The sequence below is a fragment of the Haloterrigena salifodinae genome (genome assembly GCF_003977755.1).
In the GTDB taxonomy this organism is placed as follows: Archaea; Halobacteriota; Halobacteria; order Halobacteriales; family Natrialbaceae; genus Haloterrigena; species Haloterrigena salifodinae.
On the sequence record NZ_RQWN01000002.1, the window covers coordinates 643,684 to 662,043 of the forward strand.

Here is an 18,360-nt window from a genome sequence, read left to right on the forward strand (position 1 = left end):
TCTCGAGACGACCCCTGATCCCTAGACCGACTCTCCATTCTCGTCGGCCGACGTTCGGTTCCTCGAGGGAGCCTCGGACTCGTCGTCGACCGAGAACAGTCGCTCGCTGGTCTGGGTGTACGCCCCGACGGACGTTCCCGGCCCGGCGTCGATCGCCTCGAGGAATCGATTCGTGATGACCTCCTCGACGACGCTGACGATCGATTCGACCTCGTCGGCGTCGTCGACGTTACCGAGGATGCCGAGCTCGAGCTGGGCGCCGGCCATATCGGCGTGGCCGCCGGCGCTGCCGATCCGATCGAACGCGTCCCGGACCGTCTCGCCCAAGTCGACGTCGGCCGCTCGCGAGCGCGCGGAGACGAAGACCATCTCGTCGCGAAAGCCGAAGACGAGCGTCGTTTCGATGCCCTCCATCGACAGCAGCTGCTCGGCCGCCTGGGGGAGGGCGTCGCGGTTGGTAATCTCGCCGACGCTCGCGACGGCGACCGAGTTCCGCTGGATGCGGTTCTTGATCGCCCGGGCGATCGTCTCGAGCGTGTCGCCTTCGACCGTCGGCTGCTCGATCTGCTCGAGAATCGACGTGTCGGCGTGGGGCCACAGCACCGAGGCGGCGTTGAAATCCGCCGGGGAGACCTCGCGGGTGAAGTCGTTCGTGTCGATCCGAATCCCGTACAGCAACGCGGTCGCCGTCGGCCGCCGCGGTTCGAGATTGAACCGGTCGAGATACTCCGTCAGCACCGAGCTGGTCGCTCCGGCTCCCTCGCGCAGATCGACGAACTCGCCGGGCACCGGACCCCGGGGCGGGTGGTGGTCGATGACGATGTCGATGTGGAGCCCCTCGGGTAGTTGGTCGTTGATGCCGGGTCGGGAGTGATCAACCAGCGCGAAGGCCGAGTAGTCGTCGAGGGAATCAGACGACGAGAGATTTCGCAGGTCGAGATCGAGCAGGTTGACCATCGCGCGGTTCTCCTGGTGGGAGATCTCGCCGAAGTAGCAGGCGTCGGCGTCGACGCTCATCTCCGCGGCGATGTCGACCAGCGCGACGGCGCTTGCGATCGCGTCCGGATCGGGGTTGTCGTGCATCACTACCGCTAACTGATCGTCGATTTCCGCCAGCTGTTTCCGGAGTCCGATCGCGGCGCCGGCCGACGGACTCACGGCCCCCTCGAGGATGTGATCGACCATCGACTGCCGGGCGTCGACGACCCAATCCGCGAGTTCCTCGAACCGCGTTCGGTCCGCTTCGGTCGCGTTCCCGCCCATGTAGGCGACGATCGAACTCGTCGGAAACCGCTCCCGGGCCCGGGCGAGCGCGAGCCGGTTCCGATCGGTCCGGTCGCCGGCGACGAAGATCACGTCCGGCGTCTCGAGGTTCGCGATCACGGATGGGTCGGTCGGGTCGGCCCGCCGCGCCGGGAGGCTCTCGTCGCGAAGCGTTTCGGCGACGCTCTCGTTGTCGGTGACAACGAGCAGACGATCGCCGGTGCGTGCGTCGCGCTCGGGGAACCGTTCGACGACCTGTCGGCCGACCGTTCCACAGCCGAGCACGAGCCGGAAAACCATGTATCGCAGTTGCGATTCCGAGCGGGAAAAGCTACCGGGTCGCCAGCGACGGCCCGGCGATCAGTTGACGAGGGCCTCCGCGGCGCCGGTGGCGGCCTCGGCGACCGGACCGAAGCCGGGCAGGATGACGATCGTCATCACGGCCGCGACGACGATCGCCGCGTAGAGCCCGGTCGGCTGGCTGAGTCGGTCGCGGGTCGCCGGCGGGTCCTCGATCCACAGCGCCTTGACCAGCCGCGAGTAGTAGTACAGCGAGAGCGCGCTGTTGACCACGAGCGCGGCCGCCACGGCCAGCATCGCCGTGTTCGCCGTCGCTGCCTCGAGGGCGCCGGTGAAGAGGAAGTACTTGCTGAAGAAGCCACCAAGCGGCGGGAACCCGGCGAGGCTGAACAGGAAGACGGCCATCGCGGCGCAGGCGACCGGCGCCTGCGACGAGAGGCCGTTGTAGTCCTCGAAGGTGCGGCCGACGCCCCAGTGCTCGGCCAGCGCGACGAAGAGGAACGCGCCCGTGTTCATGAAGCCGTAGACCAGCAGGTGCATCAGCGCCGCGCTCATGACGAGTTCGCCGCCGTCGGCTGAGAGACCCGCAAGCCCGATCAGGGCGTAGCCGGCGTGGCCGATCGACGAGTAGGCGAGCATCCGCTTGACGTTCTCCTGGGTCGCCGCCGCGAAGTTCCCGACCGTCATAGTGACGATCGCGAGCACGATGAAGGCGACCGTCCAGTCGAAGCCGATCACGCTCCCGATCTCGCCGAGCGGGAAGGCCACGTTGAACACGCGGAACGCGATCACGAAGCCGGCGGCCTTCGAGGCCGACGAGAGGAATGCGCTGATCGGCGCGGGCGCGCCCTCGTAGGCCTCGGGCGCCCAGAAGTGGAACGGCACGCTGGCGGTCTTGAACGCTATCCCGCCGAGCAACATGAGGATGCCCAGTCCGAGCAGGCCGCCGAAGCCGTCGGCGCCGCCGTCGGCGATGACCTCCGCGATGCTGTTCAGTTGCAGGTAGCCGGTCGCGCCGTAGACCAGCGAGATCCCGTAAACGAAGATCGCCGAGGAGAGCGCGCCGATCAGGAAGTACTTCAGCCCGGCCTCGACGCTGCCGCGGTTGTCCTTCAAGATCGCCACGAGGGCGTAAGACGGCAGGCTCGTCAGCTCGAGGGCGATGAAGATCGTCACGAGGCTGTTGGCGGCCGCGACGGTTGCCATCCCGGTCGCCGCGAGGACGACCAGCGAGTAGTACTCGGCCTGGTAGGTGTGGCCCGCCAGGTAGTCGTAGCTGGCGACGACGATCAGCGCCGTCACGATGGTGACGACGATCATGAAGTACAGCGCCAACTGATCGACGACGAATTGGCCGTCGAAGATCTCGATGACGCCCTCGCCGCCGTCAATGGTCGGCGTGCCGACGCCAGCGGCGGTAAACCAGACGGCGACGGCCAGCGAGGCCAGCGCGCCGACGGCGGCGGTGCCGGCCAGCAGCGTTCGATCGGTCGACCGCGGTGAGATGCTGTCCACGAGGAACAACACCAGCCCAGTCAGCGCCAAGATTAGCGCCGGGGCCAGTGCGGCCCACTGCGGGAGTTGGTAGGCCGCCATTACAGGTCACCTCCGTTCAGGATCGGATCGACTGCGTCGGTTATCATGTCGAATATCAGTTCGGGGGCTACGCCGAGGGCGATGATGAGCGCGAGCAACACGAACATCGGCGCAACGTCGTGCAGCGGCGCGCGGCCCACGTCGTAGTCAGTCTCGAGGCTGTACGGGCCGAAGACGGTCCGCTGGAGCGCAAACAGCAGGTAGCCGGCGACGATGACGATGCCGAACATCGCCAACGCCGTAAACAGCGGCGCGTACGCGAAGTCGGCCTGGAAGGCGCCGAAGAAGATGGTGAACTCGCCGTGGAAGCCCGACATCAGCGGCAGCCCCATGTAGCCGAAGGCGCCGGCGACGAGGATGCCGACGGCGATCGGCATCCGGTCGGCCAGTCCGGACATCTCCTCGACGCTGCGGGTGTGCGTGACGTTATAGATGACGCCGACCGACATGAACATCAGTCCGGAGATCAGCCCGTGGGAGACCATCTGGAACGTCGCCCCGCCGACCCCGAACTGGGTGTAGGCGATCAGTCCGAGGATCACGTACCCCATCGAGGAGACCGAGGAGTAAGCGACGATCCGCTTTAGGTCCGTCTGAGCCAACGCCAGCATCGCGCCGTAGATGACGCTGATGACCGCGACGGCCGCGATTGGCACGGCGAAGGTCTCGACCTGCTCCGGGAACATCGTGAAGTTGAACCGCAGCAGGGCGTAGGTCCCCATCTTCAGGAGCACGCCCGCGAGCAGCACGGAGGCGGGTGTCGGGGCCTGCACGTGGGCGTCGGGCAGCCACGTGTGGAACGGAACCACCGGAACCTTCACGGCGAAGCCGAGGAACAGCGCGATGAATACGAGCGCCGTGAACGTGCCCGGATCGATGCCGAAGACGCTCGACTGGACGCCGCCGCCGTTGACCATCGCGTCGGCGACGTCCGGTAGCGCGAAGCTCGTCACGGCGTCGCCGAGGCCGAAGACGAGTGCGATGAACGATCCGAACATCAGCAGCGACGCTACGTTCGTGTAGACGAAGAACTTGATCGCGGCGTACTTCCGGTCCGGACCGCCCCAGACCCCGATCAGCAGGTACATCGGGATGAGGACGGCCTCCCAGAAGATGAACCAGACGAAGAAGTCCAGCGCCGAGAAGACGCCGATCAGGTTCGCCTCGATGAACAGCACGAGCCCGTAGAACTGGGACTCGCGGCTGTCGATCGGCGTCCACGAGCTCAGGATCGCCAGCGAGCAGAGGATCGTCGTCATCACCACGAGCGGCAGGCTGATGCCGTCGAGGCCGACGAACCACTCGATCGAGTAGTCGCCGAACTGGATCCACTCGAGGTGGGACTCGAAGGCGAGGCTGCCGTCGAGCAGGGCGTTACCGCTGCCGTCGAAGGCGGTGAACATCCACAGGCTAAGCGCGGCCGGCACGAGGCTGATGGCGAAGGCCAGTTTGCCGGCGACGCGATTCGGCGCGACGAACGTGACGAGCGCGCCGATCAGTGCGACCGCGATCAGTGCTTCGATCATCATCAGAACCACCCTCCGTAGAGTCCGAGACCGAGGAGCAACGCGATGAACCCGGCCACGATCAGTGCCGCGTAGTTCGTCACGAGTCCGGTTTGGATGCGTTTCACCCAGCTACTGCCGAACAGGCTGGCGCCCGAGACGCCGTTGACGGCGCCGTCGATAACGGAGCGGTCGAAGAGATCGGCCGCCCGGGCCAGCGGCAGCGTGAGTCCCTCGGCGAGCCAGACCTGATACTCGTCCTGGTAGTAGTTGTGCCGCAGGACGTTGTAGGCGCCGCCGAGTTTCGTCGTGTGTCGCTTCGGTTCGGGGACGTTGTACAGCGTGTGCGCCGCGAACGCGCCGGCCAGCGCCAGTCCCAGCGAGAGGCCGGCGCTGAGCAGCATTGTCGTCGTCTCGGAGCCGATGTACCCCTCTTCGAAGGCCACCATCTCGTGGTAGTGGTGGTAGGTCAGTCCCTCGACGTAGCCGTACTCGCCGTCGAGCCAGTACTCGAGGAACGTGATGTCCATCCCTGCGACCTTGGCGATCGGCGCGAGGTTGACGAAGCCGACGAGGGCCGCGAGGAGTCCGAGGACGACCAGCGGCGCCTTGATCGACCAGCCGACGCCGTGTGGGTCCTCGGCCGTCTCGGAGCGGGGCTCGCCGTGGAAGGTCAGGAAGACCATCCGGAAGGTGTAGAACCCGGTAAAGAAGACGGCGAGCAGTCCCATCGCGTAGGCCGCGAGGATGACGGGCTCCTCTAAGCCGACGGTCAGTGCATCGAACAGCACCTCGTCTTTCGACCAGAAGCCGGAGAACGGGACGATCCCGGCGAGCGCGAGCGCGCCCGCGAGGAACGTGTAGTAGGTGATCGGCGCCTTGTCCTTCAGGCCGCCCATCTTCCACATGTCCTGTTCGTGGTGCATGAGGACGATGACGGCGCCGGAGCCGAGGAACAGCAGCGCCTTGAAGAAGGCGTGATTCATGAGGTGGAAGACCCCGGCGACGTAGCCGCCGACGCCCATCCCCAGCATCATATAGCCGTACTGGCTGATCGTCGAGTACGCCAGCACCTGCTTGATGTCGTCCTTGACGACGCCCATCGTCGCGGCGAAGAGCGCCGTAAAGCCGCCGACGAAGGCGATGATCGACAGTGCAGTCGGGGACAGCGCGTAGTAGCCGAACATCCGGGCGACCAGGTAGACGCCGGCCGCGACCATCGTCGCCGCGTGGATGAGCGCGGAGACGGTCGTCGGGCCCTCCATGGCGTCGGGCAGCCAGGTGTGCAGCGGGAACTGCGCGGACTTGCCGATGACCCCGCCGAGCACGAGCAGCCCGGTGATCGTCACCCACGTCTGGGCGTCGAAGCCGAACAGCGTCGTTCCGTCCTCGATGGCCGTCTCGGCGGCGACGACGAACGACTCCTCGCCGGCGAAGGCGACCGTCCCGAACGTCGACGCGATGGCGACGACGCCGATCAGGAAGAAGTAGTCGCCGAAGCGGGTGACGAGGAACGCCTTCTTCGCGGCCGAGGGGGCCGACTTCGTCCGGAACCAGAACCCGATCAGCAGGTACGAACAGAGGCCGACGAGTTCGAAGAACATGAACGCCATCAGCAGGTTGTCCGCGTAGACGAACGCGAGCATGCTGAAGGTGAAGAGCCCAAGGCTGGCGTAGTACCGCGGCAGCCCGGTCTCTCCCTCGTCGTTCATGTAGCCGAGGCTGAAGACGTGGACGAGGAAGGCGACCAGCGAGACGATGATCAACATCAGCGCCGACAGCGGATCAATCAGCAGGCCGAAGGAGAAGGCGATCTCCTTGGCGCCGACCTCGGTCGTGACCGCGCCGGCCGACCACTCGTAGAGCGTCTCGTGATACGTTTCGCCGCCCGCGACCGTCGCGAACATCCACAGCGAGAACAGCAGCGAGGCTGCCGTCGCGAAGATACCCGGAATCGCGCCCTTCTTCGGCAACTGTCGGCCGAAGACGAGCGAGATGACGAACGCCGCGAGCGGGAACAGTGCGATCGCCGGAGCGTAACTGAATGGGCCTGCACCAGTTCCTACCATCTTACCACCTCATCGTCGTTGGAACCGTGACGTCGACGTCACGGAAGTTGCGATACAGCACCAGGATGATCCCGAGTCCGACGGCGACCTCCGCGGCGGCCAGCGCCATGGTAAACAGCGCGAACACCTGTCCGGTGAGATTGCCGTGGTAGAACGCGAACGCGATCAGATTGATGTTCGCCGCGTTCAGCATGAGTTCGACGGACATCAGGAACAGCAGTGCGTTCCGACGCGTCAGGACTCCCATGAGTCCGATACAGAAGACGGCCATCGACAGCAAGACGTAGTACTCGACGGCGACCGTCACTGACGGTCACCTCCGTTCGAGTCGTCGCCTGCCGCAGTCTCGGATCGGCCGCCGTCGGTCGCCGTCGGCTCCGCGCCGCCGAACCCGTTCGAGTCAGTTGCCGGACGGGCGCCGGTGCCGGCGTCGTCGGGGCTCGTACTCGAGAGCGGCGAGACGGGCTCGCCTGACTCCTCGCGTTTCGCGAGGACCAGGGAGGCGTCCAGCGCCGCGTCGAGCGCGACCGCGATCAGCAGGAAGGCCGCGAGGAACGATTCGGTTCCCACCACGCCCGCGTCCTGCTGGAGCGCCTCGAGGTCGAACAGCGCGTAGCCGATGGCGGCGGTGACCGATTCGACTTCGAAGCCGCCGTCGGCCATCGACTCGAACGGCGTGTTGAGGACGATCAGCGCCATCAGCGCGAACAGCCCGACGGCCAGCAGCCCGGGGACGAGCGTCTTCCCGAGTCGGAGCTTCGGCCGGTTCGTCATGTCCGCACCACCTCCTCGGAGTCTGAGTCAGACGCCGTTTCCTCGCGCTGGGTGAGCATCACGGCGAACGTGATGAGGACCAGCACCCCGCCGACGTAGACGAGGATCTGCATCATCGCGACGAACTCGGCGGCGAGCATCACGAAGTGGACCGCGATGCTCATCAGCGCGACGCCGAGTAACAACGCCGCGTGCCAGGGCTCCTCGAGGAGGACCACGCCCAGCGCGCTGGCGATCGTCACGAACGCGAAGGCCACGAAGGCGATCGTTTCCAACATGGTTACTGGTAGTCGACCTCTCCTTCACCCTCGCCGATCCACGCGCCCCGGTCGGGTTCGCGTGACTCGAGCGGGTCGATATCCTTGTACCACGGTACTGCTTTCAGCTGCTCCTTGTTGTAGACGAAGTCGTGTTTCGTGTCCGCTGTGAACTCGAAGTTCTGGGTCAGCAGGATGGCGTCGACGGGGCAGACCTCCTCGCAGAGTCGGCAGTAGACGCACTGCCCGATGTGAAGGTTGTACTGTTCGCCCTGTCGCTGGTCGTTCGTCACGATCTGGATCGTGTCGTTCGGGCAGACGTTCTCACACTGCCGACACCAGATACACCGCTCCTGGCTGAACTTGTGGACGCCCCTGAACCGCGGGGAGACGTCCGGTGCTGTCTCGGGATACTCGACCGTGAAGGTCGACCCGTCCAGTGCGTGCTTCATCGTCGTGGCCATTGATTTGAGAATTCCGATCATGCTAGGACCCCCACGATCACTGCGGTGAGGATGAGGTTCGCAAAGGAAAGGACGAGCAGTCCCTTCCAGCCGATCTCGATCAGTTGGTCGATCCGGACCCGGGGCACCGCCGAGCGGAGCCACTGGGTCAGGAGGAATATCGCCCAGATCTTGACGATGAACCAGACGATGCCGAGTTCCGCCGGCCCGGGTCCGGCCGGACCGCCGAGGAAGATCGTCGCGATGATCCCGCCCCCGAGGAAGATGTGGAGGAACTCCCCGAGGTAGATCAGCACGAAGTAGACCGAGGAGTACTCGGTCTGGTATCCGGCGACGATCTCGGTCGGCGCTTCCGGCGTGTCGAACGGGTTACGGCCGACTTCCGCGAAGTTCGCGACCAGGAAGAGGACGAACGCGAACGGGTTGACCAGCGCGTACCACCGCGGGATGTCCAGGCCGGCGAACGAAACCAGCGGCTCGGCCTGGGCCGCGACGATCTCGCTCATCTGGAGGGTGCCGGCGAAGATCACGACCGACATCCCGGTGACGACCAGCGGGATCTCGTAGGCGATGTTCTGTGCCACCGCACGGAGGCCGCCGATCAGCGAGTACTTGTTCGCCGAGGAGTAGCCGGCCATCACCAGTCCGAGGCTCGCGATCCCCGAGACGGCGAAGACGTACGCCAGCCCGACCTCGGGATCGGCGAGGTGGACGCCGCTTCCCATCGGGATCACGGCGAAGCCGAGCAGGGCCGAGCCCGCGACGACGATCGGCGCGAGGTCGTAGGCCGGTCGGTCGGCGTTCTCGGGAACGACCAACTCCTTCGACAGGAGGCGAACGGCGTCGGCGAGGATGATGAAGATCCCGCCCGGTCCGAGCCGGTTGACTGCGATCCGGTCGGTAAAGGCGGCGGTAATCTTTCGCTTCGCCCACGGACCGGCGACGCCGGTCATCGCCAGCATCAGGTTCCCGATGACGAACGCGGCGAGAAACGTCGCGAGCAGTTCGCCCCCGACGCCGAAGCCGTCAAGCCCCGTTAGCTCCCCGATCCGCTCGGGGAGCAAGATCGTGTCGCCGTTCTGGAGCGGCGCCGTCGCGTATCCTCCCACCATGGTTATCGATCCACCTCCCCGAGAACGATGTCCAAGCTACCGAGCGACGCGATCAGGTCTGGGACGTACTCGCCGTTTGCCATCTCCGGCAGCGCGGAAAGGTTGTGGAAACACGGGCTGCGGATCTTGAATCGGGCCGGCTTGTCGGTGCCGTCGGCCCGGATGTAGATGCCGAGTTCGCCCTTCGCGCCTTCGACGGCGCGGTACACTTCGGTGTCGGCGTCCGGCTTCAGCGTCCGCGGCACGTTGGCCTGGATCTCTCGCTCGTCTTCGGGCCAGTCCTCGAGCAGGTCGAGACACTGCTCGATGATCTTGGCCGACTCCTCGACCTCCTGCATGCGCACGAGGACGCGGCTGTAGTTGTCACAGCCGGGCTCGGTGACGACGTCCCACTCGAGTTCGTCGTAGTAGCCGTAGGGGTCGTCGCGCCGGAGGTCGTAGTCGATGCCCGAACCGCGGGCGACGGGCCCCGTACAGCCGTAGTCTTTCGCCACATCGGGCTCGAGAACCCCGGTGTCGTGGGTCCGGACCTGGAAGATCTCGTTGCTGGTGAGCAGGTCGTGGTACTCGTCGACCTTGGCCGGCAGTTCGTCGAGGAAGTCCCGCGTCTTCGCGACGAACTCGTCGCGGGGTTCCGGCAGATCCCAGGCGACCCCGCCCAGCCGGAAGTAGTTGAACATGAGTCGCTGGCCGGTGAGGTCCTCTAAGATGTCCTGTACGACCTCCCGATCGCGCATGCCGTACTGGAAGATGGCGGTGAAGTCGCCGTAGACGTCCAGTGCGAACGTCGCCAGCGCGAGCATGTGGGAGGCGATCCGACAGAGTTCGGCGCCCATGGTTCGGATGACCTGGGCGTAGTCGGGCACCTCGATGTCAGCCAGATCCTCCGCGACGCGCGCGTAGGCCCACTCGTTCAACAGCCCCGCCGAGACGTAGTCCCAGCGGTCCGGGTAGGGCATGATCTGGTGGCGGTACGTGCCGTTCTGGCACATCTGCTCCTCGCAGCGGTGGAGGTAGCCGATGTCGGGGTCGACATCAACGACCGTCTCGCCATCGAGTACCGTCTCGAGGTGGAGCACGCCGTGGGTCGCCGGATGATGGGGACCGATGTTCAGAAACATCGTGTCGCTCTCGGCGTCGTGGTGGTCCGGCTGGATCGGATTGGCGTGGTCCGTGAGGGTGACCAGCTGCGGTTTCTCCTGGTCGTAATCCTGCGAGAGCGGGTGTCCCTGCCAGGTTTCCGGCAGGAGGATCCGTCGTGGATCCGGATGGCCCTCGTAGTCGATGCCGACGAGGTCGAAGGCCTCCCGCTCGTGCCAGTCGGCCGTCGAGAACACCGGCGCGGCGGACTCGCTGACCGGGTCGTCGATCGGCGTCGGAACGACGATCGAGACCTCCTGGGTGGGATCGGCGTACTTCTTGAGGTGGTAGATCGACTCGTACCGATCCTCGTACTGCTGGGCGGTCAGATTCGAGAGATGATCGAACCCGCCCCGCTCTTTCAGATCTGAGAGGACGTCCTGGACGTCGTCCGGGCGGACGACGAATCCGGGCGCGTTCAGATGATCGTCGCGCGCGAGCGCGCGATTGCCGACGATCGCCTCGAGGTCGTCCTCGGAGACCTCGACCGGCACTCGGTCGCGTTCGAGTCCCGTGCTCATGGCGAATCAGCCCAGTTGTAGCGCATGACGAGGTCCTCCTCGTCGATCTCGCTCGCGAGTTTCTGGACGAGTTCGTCCTTCGGCAGGTCGCCGAACTGCTCGAGTTCGTATGGTTTGACGACGACGGGCGTCGACTCGCCGTTCCGGATCCGCTCTTGGAGTTTGGCGACGCCGTAGACCAGCGCCTCCGGCCGGGGCGGACAGCCCGGGACGTGGATGTCGACCGGGATGATCTCCTCGGCGCCCTTGACGACGTTGTACCCTTCCTGGAAGGGGCCGCCGGAGATCGTACACGAGCCCATGCCGACGACGAACTTCGGTTCCGGCATCTGGTCGTAGACCCGCTTCATGCGGGGACCGAACTTCGAGACGATCGTTCCCGGAACGATCATCACGTCGGCCTGTCGCGGCGAGGCGCGGGGGACGCCGGCGCCGAAGCGATCCAGGTCGTGTTTGATCGCGTAGGTGTGCATCATCTCGATGCTGCAGCAAGCGATCCCGAACTGCAGCATGAACATCGAGTTGCCCCGCACCCAGTTCATGAACTTGTCGAACTTGGTGAGGATGAACGGCGTCGAACCGAACGCCTCCCGAAGCTTCGAGTTGAACCGGTCGTCGGGCCCCTCGCCGATCCGCGAGTCGCGGGTGTCCGTCGACGGTGCGGTGCTGCCGTGGATCTGTTGCCGTGGATTGTTGCTACTCATTGTCGGTCAGAGTCGGCCGCTGCCTGACGGGGTGTCTGTGCCCACTGTACTGCGCCGTTGCGCCACGCCCACGCGAGTCCGACCAACAGGATGGCGACGAACAGCAACATTGGCCCGAGAATCTCGAGCAACGAGACGGAGTCCGATTCGACGGCATCCAGGTACACGACCGCCCAGGGGAACAGAAGGACGGTCTCGATATCGAAGACGAGGAACAGAAGTGCAACCGTGTAGTACTGGATGTTGAACCGGACGCGCGTCCCGCCGGTGGGGATCTCGCCACTCTCGTAGGTGGCGCGTTTGCTCGTTTCGGGAACGGTCGGCCGCAGGAGGTAGGATACCGCCATCATTCCGAGCGGTATCAACAGTCCCACGAGCGCCAGCGCCCCGATAGCGATCCAGTCATTCATCTCCGTAACGTTCGAGGGTTCCAACCGCACGCATATAAGGGTTGATTGTTCGTTTTTCGGCAAAATCAGGTATCTTCCACCGACGTTCGTGATGAACTGCGACGACGAATCGGAATCGAATGTGATAGTTCTGCATATGAAGGCTGTACGAATCGGTAGTAACTGATTACGACAGATCGCACTCGAGAGACGGGACGGTCGTTTTCGACGGTATCACCGGCTGACGATCGACTCCAAAGTCGACCGAACGGTCACTATTCCGGCACCCAATCTGCTATCAGAATGATAATTTGGCGGAAAAACGAACGGCGTCCCGTCCGTAATGACGGCTGTACGATTCGGCGGCCGATTACTCGCTCGAGAAGTTCGCGGTTCCTTGGTCGTGAAGCCGTCGCGACACGTCGCCGACCCCCTCTCGGAGTCCGTCGTGGTAGTCCACGAGTCGCTCGCGGACGGCCTCGTGCTGGCGGGCGAGAATCTGGGCCGCCGACAGCGCGGCGTTGAACGATTTGCCGGCGTCGACCGCCACGAGCGGCGCGCCGGTCGGCATGCCGATGACGCTGTCGACCGACTTCTCCTGGACGGGAACGCCGATCACCGGCAGGGGGTAGGCGATGGAGGCAGTCATGTTCGGCAGGTCCGCGGACTTCCCGCCCGCGCCCGCGATGATGACCTCGAGGCCGCGGTCCGCCGCCGTCTCGGCGTAAGCGGTCATTAAGTCCGGCGTCCGGTGGGCCGAAGTGACGTAGGTTTCGAAGGTGAAGCGCTCTTCGGGCGGTTCCTCGTAATCGGTCTGCTCGGCGAAGCCGAGTTCGTCGACGAAGGCGTCGTAGGCGCCGCGACGCCGGCCGCCGGTCATCATCGTCTCGAGGTCCGAGTCGCTGCCCATGACGATGCCGACGTCTGGCGTCTCCGCGTCCGGGCGGTCCTGGTCGGCCTCGCGGTGCAGGCGGTCGATGAGGTCGCTGACGCTATCGCTCATGGGTGGAGGTGGTCGCGCCGGTGACTTCAAACGGTGGTAAATGAGCCGAGAGGGGCGGCGGCTCAGTTCCGGAACGTTACCGCGTCCTCGAGTTCGCGCGCGGTCTCCAGGAGCGCCTCGACATCGGCGTCCTCGTCTTCGGCCGACACCGTCACGTGGCCCATCTTGCGCAGCGGGCGGACCTGGCGCTTGCCGTACCAGTGGAGGTTCGCGCCGGGCGTCTCGAGAAGACGGTCGATATCGCCCAGCTCCGCGCGCTGTTCCTCGTCGACGTCGCCGAGCAGATTCGTCAGCACGGTCGGCGACCGCAGCTCCGTCGAGCCGAGCGGCCAGCCAAGCACGGCGCGGGTGTGCTGTTCGAACTGCGAGCTCTGGGCGCCCTCGATCGTCCAGTGGCCGGAGTTGTGCGGGCGCGGCGCGATCTCGTTGAGCAGGATTTCGCCGTCGGGCGTTTCGAACAACTCGATACCGTACACCCCGCGTCCGTCCATCACCTCGAGGACGTCCCGCGCGACGTCATAGGCGCGTTCGGCTGCAGCTTCGCTCGAGCGCGCGGGGACGATCGTCTCCCGGAGGATTTCGTCGACGTGGACGTTCTCGCCCAGCGGGAAGGTCGCGACCTCGTCGTCTCCCTTGACGGCGATGACCGAGACCTCGCGCTCGAAGTCGACGAACGACTCGACCATCGCGGGGCCGGCGACCGACTCGAGGGCCTCGTCAGCGTCGGCTTTCGACTCGACCGGGACGTTGCCGCGGCCGTCGTAGCCGCCCGTACGAGCCTTCAACATTACCGGCGCGCCGTAGTCGTCGATGGCGTCGCGAATGTCGTCGGCGTCCTCGACCTCACGGAACGGCGGCACCGGAACGCCCGCGTCCTCGAGTTCGCGCTTCTGGACGAGTTTGTCGTGGATCGTCCGCAGCGTCGACGGCTTCGGGTGGACCGGCGTCCCGGAGTCCTCACTGACGCGTTCGAGGACGTCCTGATCGGCGAGTTCGATCTCGAAGGTGAGCACGTCCGCGCGCGCAGCGAGTTCGCGGATCCCCGCCTCGTCGTCGAAGTCGGCGACGATCTGGTCGCGGGCGACCGGCGCCGCCGGACAGTCCGGCGTCGGATCGAGCACGACGACCTCGACCCCCAGCGGCGATGCCGCCTCGGCGAGCATCCGTCCGAGCTGTCCGCCGCCGACGACCCCGAGCGTCGGTCCCGGCGTCCGTAGCGTTGTCATTGCGCGGCGGTTGACGTTCGCTCCGCTTAAGGGTTCTTACTCCACTACCCGCGGTCCTGACCGTCCGGTCGCAGCTCCGTCGATGCATCCGGCGGTGCCCGGCGAATCGACGGGTTCTCGAGACATGTCACTTGGCGGCCAATAACAAATTTACAGAGGGGTGCTTTGGTCCGCCAACCCACATGGCACAGCGGATCTCTCGAGATGAACCCGGAGTATCGAGGACTGAGTCGGCCGAACGACGGGTCGAGTACACGTCCGAGACGATCGATCGACTCGAATCGTTCGCCGACGAGACGGAATCTCCGACGCTCGACGTCACCGCGACCGATCTCGAGGCTGCATACGCCGCGGACGACGGCGACACCGACGGCGAGGCGACGGCCGTACCGGTACCGGACTCCCTCGTCGCGACACAGGCCGATCTCACGGCCGGGCTACTCAATCCCACCGCGTCGGACCGGGCGGCAGACGTCGCAGCGGCCGCCAGGGACCACGCCGATCGCGAGATCGCCCCGTCGGCGTACGTCGCGACGTACGCGCCCGCGATCGATCGGCTGATCGACGACGCGTTCGCGTCGATCGACGGCGAAGACGAATCGGACGCCGGCCTCGAGACCGTCCGGGAGACGCTTCGCGCCGGTCTCAAGTCGACGCTGGTCGACGTCCAGATCGGCGTCGACGAGTTCGCCGCGACGGAGCCCGAGTCGGATCCGGACGAGGCGTCGGACGAGAACGCCGATAACGAACACCTCGAGTCGGTCGGCCTCGAGACGGTGTTCGACGCGATTCCGAACCCGGCCTTCCTCATCGACGACGAGAACACGGTACTGTACTACAATCGGCCCTACAGGCGACTGCTCAATCTGGACGCCGATCACCGCGACTTCCTCGGCGACGACTGCCGCGAGACCCTGGCCGCGGCGACGTATTCGGACGGACGACGCCACCATACCCTCGCGGACAAGGTCGCGGAGAACCCGCGGGACGCGGACGCGGCCTGGGACGTCGAGCGCGTCGACGACGACTACGGGTTCGCGGATCGCATCGTCTACGGGGACCAGAGCACGATGAAAGACCACACGGGCGCGGAGACCCACATCGAGTTCCTCGCGATGCCGCTGTTCGATGCCGACGGCGAACTAGCGACCGTCCTGGAACTCATCTACGACCGGACCGACGCGGTGCGCCGCCAGCAATCGGTCGAGCAGTTGATCGGCGAAGTGACCGGCACGCTCCGCAGCATCGGCGACGGCGACCTGTCCGCTCGAGCCGACTTCCACGACCAGTACGGGGTCGTCGATCCGACGCTCCTCGAGTTGACCGGCGAGGTCAACGACATGGCCCACGACTTCGAGGAGCTCGTCGAACGCGTCAACCGGCAGACCGACGGGCTCGCGGCCTCGATCGAGCGCACGACCGAGTCCGCCCACGAGATCGACGGCCAGGTGACCAGCCAGAACCAGTCCCTCGAGGCCGTCGCCACGGAACTCGAGGAGTTCTCCGCGACGATGGAGGAGGTGGCGGCGTCCTCGGGCGAAGTCGCCGACGCCGCCGACGAGGCGCTTTCGGAGGCCGATCGAGGCGTCGCGGCTATCGAAGACGCCACGGACGTCACCGACGAGATCCTCGAGAGCAGCGCGGAACTGGTCGAGACCGTCGAGACGCTAGACGAGTCGGTCGACGAGATCGGCGACGTCGCCGAGGTCATCGCCGACGTCGCCGACCAGACGAACCTGCTCGCGCTCAACGCCAACATCGAGGCGGCCAAGGCCAGCGACGACGGAGCCGGCTTCGCCGTCGTCGCCAACGAGGTGAAACGCCTCGCGGAGGAGACCCAAGAGCACACGGAGGAGATCGCGACGCGGATCGAACACGTCCAGCAGCAGGCCCGCAAGACCGTCGACGAGGTCGAAACCTCCCACGAACAGGTTCGCACCGCCGAGTCGGAGATTCGGGACGTGGTCCAATCGTTTAGCACCATCTCCGATAGCGTCCAGACCGCCGCCGACGGCATTCAGGAGGTCTCCAACGCGAACGACGATCAAGCGGCGACGGTCGAAGAGGTGATGGCCACTGTCAAGGAGGTCCAACGGCACGCCGACACGGTCGCGGAAACGACGGACGAGATCGTCGTCGAGTTCGAGAAACAGGAGCAGGCCGTCATCGAACTCACCGATCGCATCCACGAACTGTCGGCCGGCCAGTAGGATCGACCGTGGGAGACGCGACAGTCCGCTCACATCGGGTCGCCGTTCGACAGCGGGCGACGTCGAACGCTACGTCGCGGAGCGGTCGAGAACGGTACCTCTTTTACCTACCCTCTCTACCGCTGGCGTATGACCACGCTCGGACTGGTGGTCGCGGAGTTCAACCGGCCGATCACCGAGCAGATGGAGCAAGAAGCCCTCGAGGCGGCCCAGGCCGCGGGCGCCGAGGTGTACGAGACGGTCCGCGTCCCGGGCGCGTACGACGCGCCGCTGGCCGCGGATCGGCTCGCCCGCCGCGACGCGGTCGACGCCGTGGCCGTCATCGGGACGGTCATCACCGGCGACACCGACCACGATCAGGTGATCACCGACGCGACCGCACAGCGGCTCTCCGACGTCAGTCTCGAGCGTGATACACCCGTAACGCTCGGCGTGACGGGCCCCGGGATGTCCGCTGCCGAAGCGCGCGAACGCGTCGAGAACGCGGGCAAAGCCGTCGACGGCGCGCTCGACCTCGTCGACCAGCTTCCCGGTTCCGATCCGACTGCAGATTCAGCGTAATACCAGCGATGACCATGGAATTCACCGACCGCCTGACCCGAGTCGAACCGTCCGCAACGCTTGCCATCTCCGCGCTCGCCACCGAACTCGAGAACGACGGCGTCGACGTCGTCGACCTCTCCGTCGGCGAGCCCGACTTCCCGACCCCCGAGAACATCGTCGAAGCGGGCAAGGACGCGATGGACGCCGGCCATACCGGCTACACCACCTCCGCGGGGATCATCGACCTCCGTGAGGCCATCTCGGAGAAACTCGCCGACGACGGCCTCGACCACGGCCCCGAGGAGATCATCGTCACGCCCGGCGCAAAGCAGGCGCTGTACGAAATCGTCCAGGCGCTGATCGCCGACGGCGACGAAGTCGCGCTGCTCGACCCCGCGTGGGTTTCCTACGAAGCGATGGTCAAGATGGCCGGCGGCGACCTGACCCGCGTCAACCTCTCCGAGACCGACTTCCAGCTCGAGCCCGCGCTCGACGACCTCGAAGCCGCCGTCTCCGACGAGACCGAACTGCTGATCGTCAACTCGCCGTCGAACCCCACCGGCGCCGTCTACTCCGACGCCGCCCTCGAGGGCGTCCGCGATCTGGCCGTCGAACACGACATCACCGTAATCTCCGACGAGATCTACAAGGAGATCACCTACGGCGTCGAGCCGACCAGCCTGGGCACGCTCGAGGGGATGGCCGACCGTACCGTCACGGTCAACGGCTTCTCGAAGGCCTACTCGATGACCGGCTGGCGGCTGGGCTACTTCGCCGGCCCCGAGGACCTGATCGACCAGGCCGGCAAACTCCACAGCCACTCGGTTTCTTCGGCTGTGAACTTCGTTCAGCACGCCGGTCTCGAGGCCCTCGAGACCGAGGAACCGGTCGCCGAGATGGTCGACGCCTTCGAGGACCGCCGCGACCTCGTCATCGACCTGCTCGAAGAGCACGACGTCGACGTCGCCGAACCCGAGGGGGCCTTCTACATGATGGTCCCCGTCGACGACGACGATCAGGCTTGGTGCGAGGGCGCGCTCGAGGACGCCCACGTCGCGACCGTCCCCGGCAGCGCGTTCGGCACCCCCGGCTACGCGCGAATCTCGTACGCGGCGAGCGAAGAGCGACTCGAGGAAGGCATCGAGCGGCTGGCCGACGAAGGCTACTTCTAAGCCGTCGGTTCGCCGAGTTCGATTTCGGTTTTGTTTTCGCGACTGGCTCGAGCGATTGTAGCGACAATTTCACTCACTTGCAGTCGTTCTGACGGATCGTGTGCGCGGCGAC

Annotated in this window: 17 protein-coding genes; 3 read left to right on the forward strand and 14 right to left on the reverse strand. The window is 65.7% G+C overall.

Annotation, left to right across the window (positions count from 1 at the left end; translation table 11 throughout):
* Positions 1 to 21: 21 nt before the first annotated feature.
* From EH209_RS11870 to EH209_RS11935, 14 genes are all read right to left on the reverse strand, one after another.
* A complete protein-coding gene (locus EH209_RS11870) occupies positions 22 to 1,563 on the reverse strand; it encodes a DHH family phosphoesterase (protein WP_126663095.1) in 1,542 nt (513 codons plus the stop codon).
* A 60-nt stretch (positions 1,564 to 1,623) separates the two neighbouring features.
* Positions 1,624 to 3,159, reverse strand: a complete 1,536-nt coding sequence (locus tag EH209_RS11875; RefSeq protein WP_126663096.1) for an NADH-quinone oxidoreductase subunit N — start codon at positions 3,157 to 3,159, stop codon at positions 1,624 to 1,626.
* On the reverse strand, positions 3,159 to 4,688 hold the full coding sequence (locus tag EH209_RS11880; RefSeq protein ID WP_126663097.1) for a complex I subunit 4 family protein: 1,530 nt from the start codon (positions 4,686 to 4,688) through the stop codon (positions 3,159 to 3,161). The genes EH209_RS11875 and EH209_RS11880 overlap by 1 nt, the downstream gene beginning before the upstream one ends.
* Positions 4,688 to 6,733, reverse strand: a complete 2,046-nt coding sequence (gene nuoL / locus EH209_RS11885) for an NADH-quinone oxidoreductase subunit L (protein WP_126663098.1) — start codon at positions 6,731 to 6,733, stop codon at positions 4,688 to 4,690. The genes EH209_RS11880 and nuoL overlap by 1 nt, the downstream gene beginning before the upstream one ends.
* Position 6,734: 1 nt before the next feature.
* On the reverse strand, positions 6,735 to 7,040 hold the full coding sequence (gene nuoK / locus EH209_RS11890; protein ID WP_008896377.1) for an NADH-quinone oxidoreductase subunit NuoK: 306 nt from the start codon (positions 7,038 to 7,040) through the stop codon (positions 6,735 to 6,737).
* Positions 7,037 to 7,507 (reverse strand): NADH-quinone oxidoreductase subunit J, encoded by a 471-nt coding sequence (locus tag EH209_RS11895; RefSeq protein WP_126663099.1) that lies wholly within the window; start codon positions 7,505 to 7,507, stop codon positions 7,037 to 7,039. Before EH209_RS11895 ends, nuoK begins: the two co-directional genes overlap by 4 nt.
* A complete protein-coding gene (locus tag EH209_RS11900; RefSeq protein ID WP_126663100.1) occupies positions 7,504 to 7,785 on the reverse strand; it encodes an NADH-quinone oxidoreductase subunit J in 282 nt (93 codons plus the stop codon). The genes EH209_RS11895 and EH209_RS11900 overlap by 4 nt, the downstream gene beginning before the upstream one ends.
* A gap of 2 nt (positions 7,786 to 7,787) precedes the next feature.
* Positions 7,788 to 8,249, reverse strand: coding sequence for a NuoI/complex I 23 kDa subunit family protein (locus EH209_RS11905; RefSeq protein ID WP_008896380.1), 462 nt, complete (start codon positions 8,247 to 8,249; stop codon positions 7,788 to 7,790).
* Positions 8,246 to 9,340: a complex I subunit 1/NuoH family protein gene (locus EH209_RS11910; protein WP_126663101.1), complete on the reverse strand. Its 1,095-nt coding sequence runs from the start codon at positions 9,338 to 9,340 to the stop codon at positions 8,246 to 8,248. Before EH209_RS11910 ends, EH209_RS11905 begins: the two co-directional genes overlap by 4 nt.
* Before the next feature lie 2 nt (positions 9,341 to 9,342).
* Positions 9,343 to 11,001, reverse strand: a complete 1,659-nt coding sequence (locus EH209_RS11915) for an NADH-quinone oxidoreductase subunit D (protein WP_126663102.1) — start codon at positions 10,999 to 11,001, stop codon at positions 9,343 to 9,345.
* Entirely contained in the window at positions 10,998 to 11,705 is a 708-nt protein-coding gene (locus EH209_RS11920; protein ID WP_126663103.1) for an NADH-quinone oxidoreductase subunit B, read from the reverse strand. Before EH209_RS11920 ends, EH209_RS11915 begins: the two co-directional genes overlap by 4 nt.
* The gene (locus EH209_RS11925) at positions 11,702 to 12,115 is read right to left on the reverse strand and encodes an NADH-quinone oxidoreductase subunit A (RefSeq protein WP_008896384.1); all 414 of its coding nucleotides are present in this window, start codon (positions 12,113 to 12,115) and stop codon (positions 11,702 to 11,704) included. The genes EH209_RS11920 and EH209_RS11925 overlap by 4 nt, the downstream gene beginning before the upstream one ends.
* Positions 12,116 to 12,464: 349 nt before the next feature.
* Complete coding sequence (locus tag EH209_RS11930) at positions 12,465 to 13,097, reverse strand: AIR carboxylase family protein (RefSeq protein ID WP_008896385.1); 633 nt, start codon at positions 13,095 to 13,097, stop codon at positions 12,465 to 12,467.
* Positions 13,098 to 13,159: 62 nt separating this feature from the next.
* Positions 13,160 to 14,323 (reverse strand): 5-(carboxyamino)imidazole ribonucleotide synthase, encoded by a 1,164-nt coding sequence (locus tag EH209_RS11935; protein WP_126663104.1) that lies wholly within the window; start codon positions 14,321 to 14,323, stop codon positions 13,160 to 13,162.
* Positions 14,324 to 14,505: 182 nt separating this feature from the next.
* Here EH209_RS11935 and EH209_RS11940 point away from each other — a divergent pair, with 182 nt between their 5' ends.
* From EH209_RS11940 to EH209_RS11950, 3 genes are all read left to right on the forward strand, one after another.
* Positions 14,506 to 16,533: a methyl-accepting chemotaxis protein gene (locus tag EH209_RS11940; protein WP_126663105.1), complete on the forward strand. Its 2,028-nt coding sequence runs from the start codon at positions 14,506 to 14,508 to the stop codon at positions 16,531 to 16,533.
* 129 nt (positions 16,534 to 16,662) lie between these two features.
* Complete coding sequence (ribH, locus tag EH209_RS11945) at positions 16,663 to 17,094, forward strand: 6,7-dimethyl-8-ribityllumazine synthase (RefSeq protein WP_126663106.1); 432 nt, start codon at positions 16,663 to 16,665, stop codon at positions 17,092 to 17,094.
* A gap of 8 nt (positions 17,095 to 17,102) precedes the next feature.
* Positions 17,103 to 18,248, forward strand: a complete 1,146-nt coding sequence (locus EH209_RS11950; RefSeq protein ID WP_126663107.1) for a pyridoxal phosphate-dependent aminotransferase — start codon at positions 17,103 to 17,105, stop codon at positions 18,246 to 18,248.
* The last annotated feature ends 112 nt before the right edge of the window (positions 18,249 to 18,360 follow it).

What these genes read in the sequence shown, in the direction of transcription:
- EH209_RS11870 (WP_126663095.1), bottom strand. Translation starts at nt 1,563, where the DNA reads ATGGTTTTCCGGCTCGTGCTCGGCTGTGGAACGGTCGGCCGACAGGTC.
- EH209_RS11875 (WP_126663096.1), bottom strand. Translation starts at nt 3,159, where the DNA reads ATGGCGGCCTACCAACTCCCGCAGTGGGCCGCACTGGCCCCGGCGCTA.
- EH209_RS11880 (WP_126663097.1), bottom strand. Translation starts at nt 4,688, where the DNA reads ATGATGATCGAAGCACTGATCGCGGTCGCACTGATCGGCGCGCTCGTC.
- nuoL (WP_126663098.1), bottom strand. Translation starts at nt 6,733, where the DNA reads ATGGTAGGAACTGGTGCAGGCCCATTCAGTTACGCTCCGGCGATCGCA.
- EH209_RS11895 (WP_126663099.1), bottom strand. Translation starts at nt 7,507, where the DNA reads ATGACGAACCGGCCGAAGCTCCGACTCGGGAAGACGCTCGTCCCCGGG.
- EH209_RS11900 (WP_126663100.1), bottom strand. Translation starts at nt 7,785, where the DNA reads ATGTTGGAAACGATCGCCTTCGTGGCCTTCGCGTTCGTGACGATCGCC.
- EH209_RS11905 (WP_008896380.1), bottom strand. Translation starts at nt 8,249, where the DNA reads ATGATCGGAATTCTCAAATCAATGGCCACGACGATGAAGCACGCACTG.
- EH209_RS11910 (WP_126663101.1), bottom strand. Translation starts at nt 9,340, where the DNA reads ATGGTGGGAGGATACGCGACGGCGCCGCTCCAGAACGGCGACACGATC.
- EH209_RS11915 (WP_126663102.1), bottom strand. Translation starts at nt 11,001, where the DNA reads ATGAGCACGGGACTCGAACGCGACCGAGTGCCGGTCGAGGTCTCCGAG.
- EH209_RS11920 (WP_126663103.1), bottom strand. Translation starts at nt 11,705, where the DNA reads ATGAGTAGCAACAATCCACGGCAACAGATCCACGGCAGCACCGCACCG.
- EH209_RS11925 (WP_008896384.1), bottom strand. Translation starts at nt 12,115, where the DNA reads ATGAATGACTGGATCGCTATCGGGGCGCTGGCGCTCGTGGGACTGTTG.
- EH209_RS11930 (WP_008896385.1), bottom strand. Translation starts at nt 13,097, where the DNA reads ATGAGCGATAGCGTCAGCGACCTCATCGACCGCCTGCACCGCGAGGCC.
- EH209_RS11935 (WP_126663104.1), bottom strand. Translation starts at nt 14,323, where the DNA reads ATGACAACGCTACGGACGCCGGGACCGACGCTCGGGGTCGTCGGCGGC.
- EH209_RS11940 (WP_126663105.1), top strand. Translation starts at nt 14,506, where the DNA reads ATGGCACAGCGGATCTCTCGAGATGAACCCGGAGTATCGAGGACTGAG.
- ribH (WP_126663106.1), top strand. Translation starts at nt 16,663, where the DNA reads ATGACCACGCTCGGACTGGTGGTCGCGGAGTTCAACCGGCCGATCACC.
- EH209_RS11950 (WP_126663107.1), top strand. Translation starts at nt 17,103, where the DNA reads ATGACCATGGAATTCACCGACCGCCTGACCCGAGTCGAACCGTCCGCA.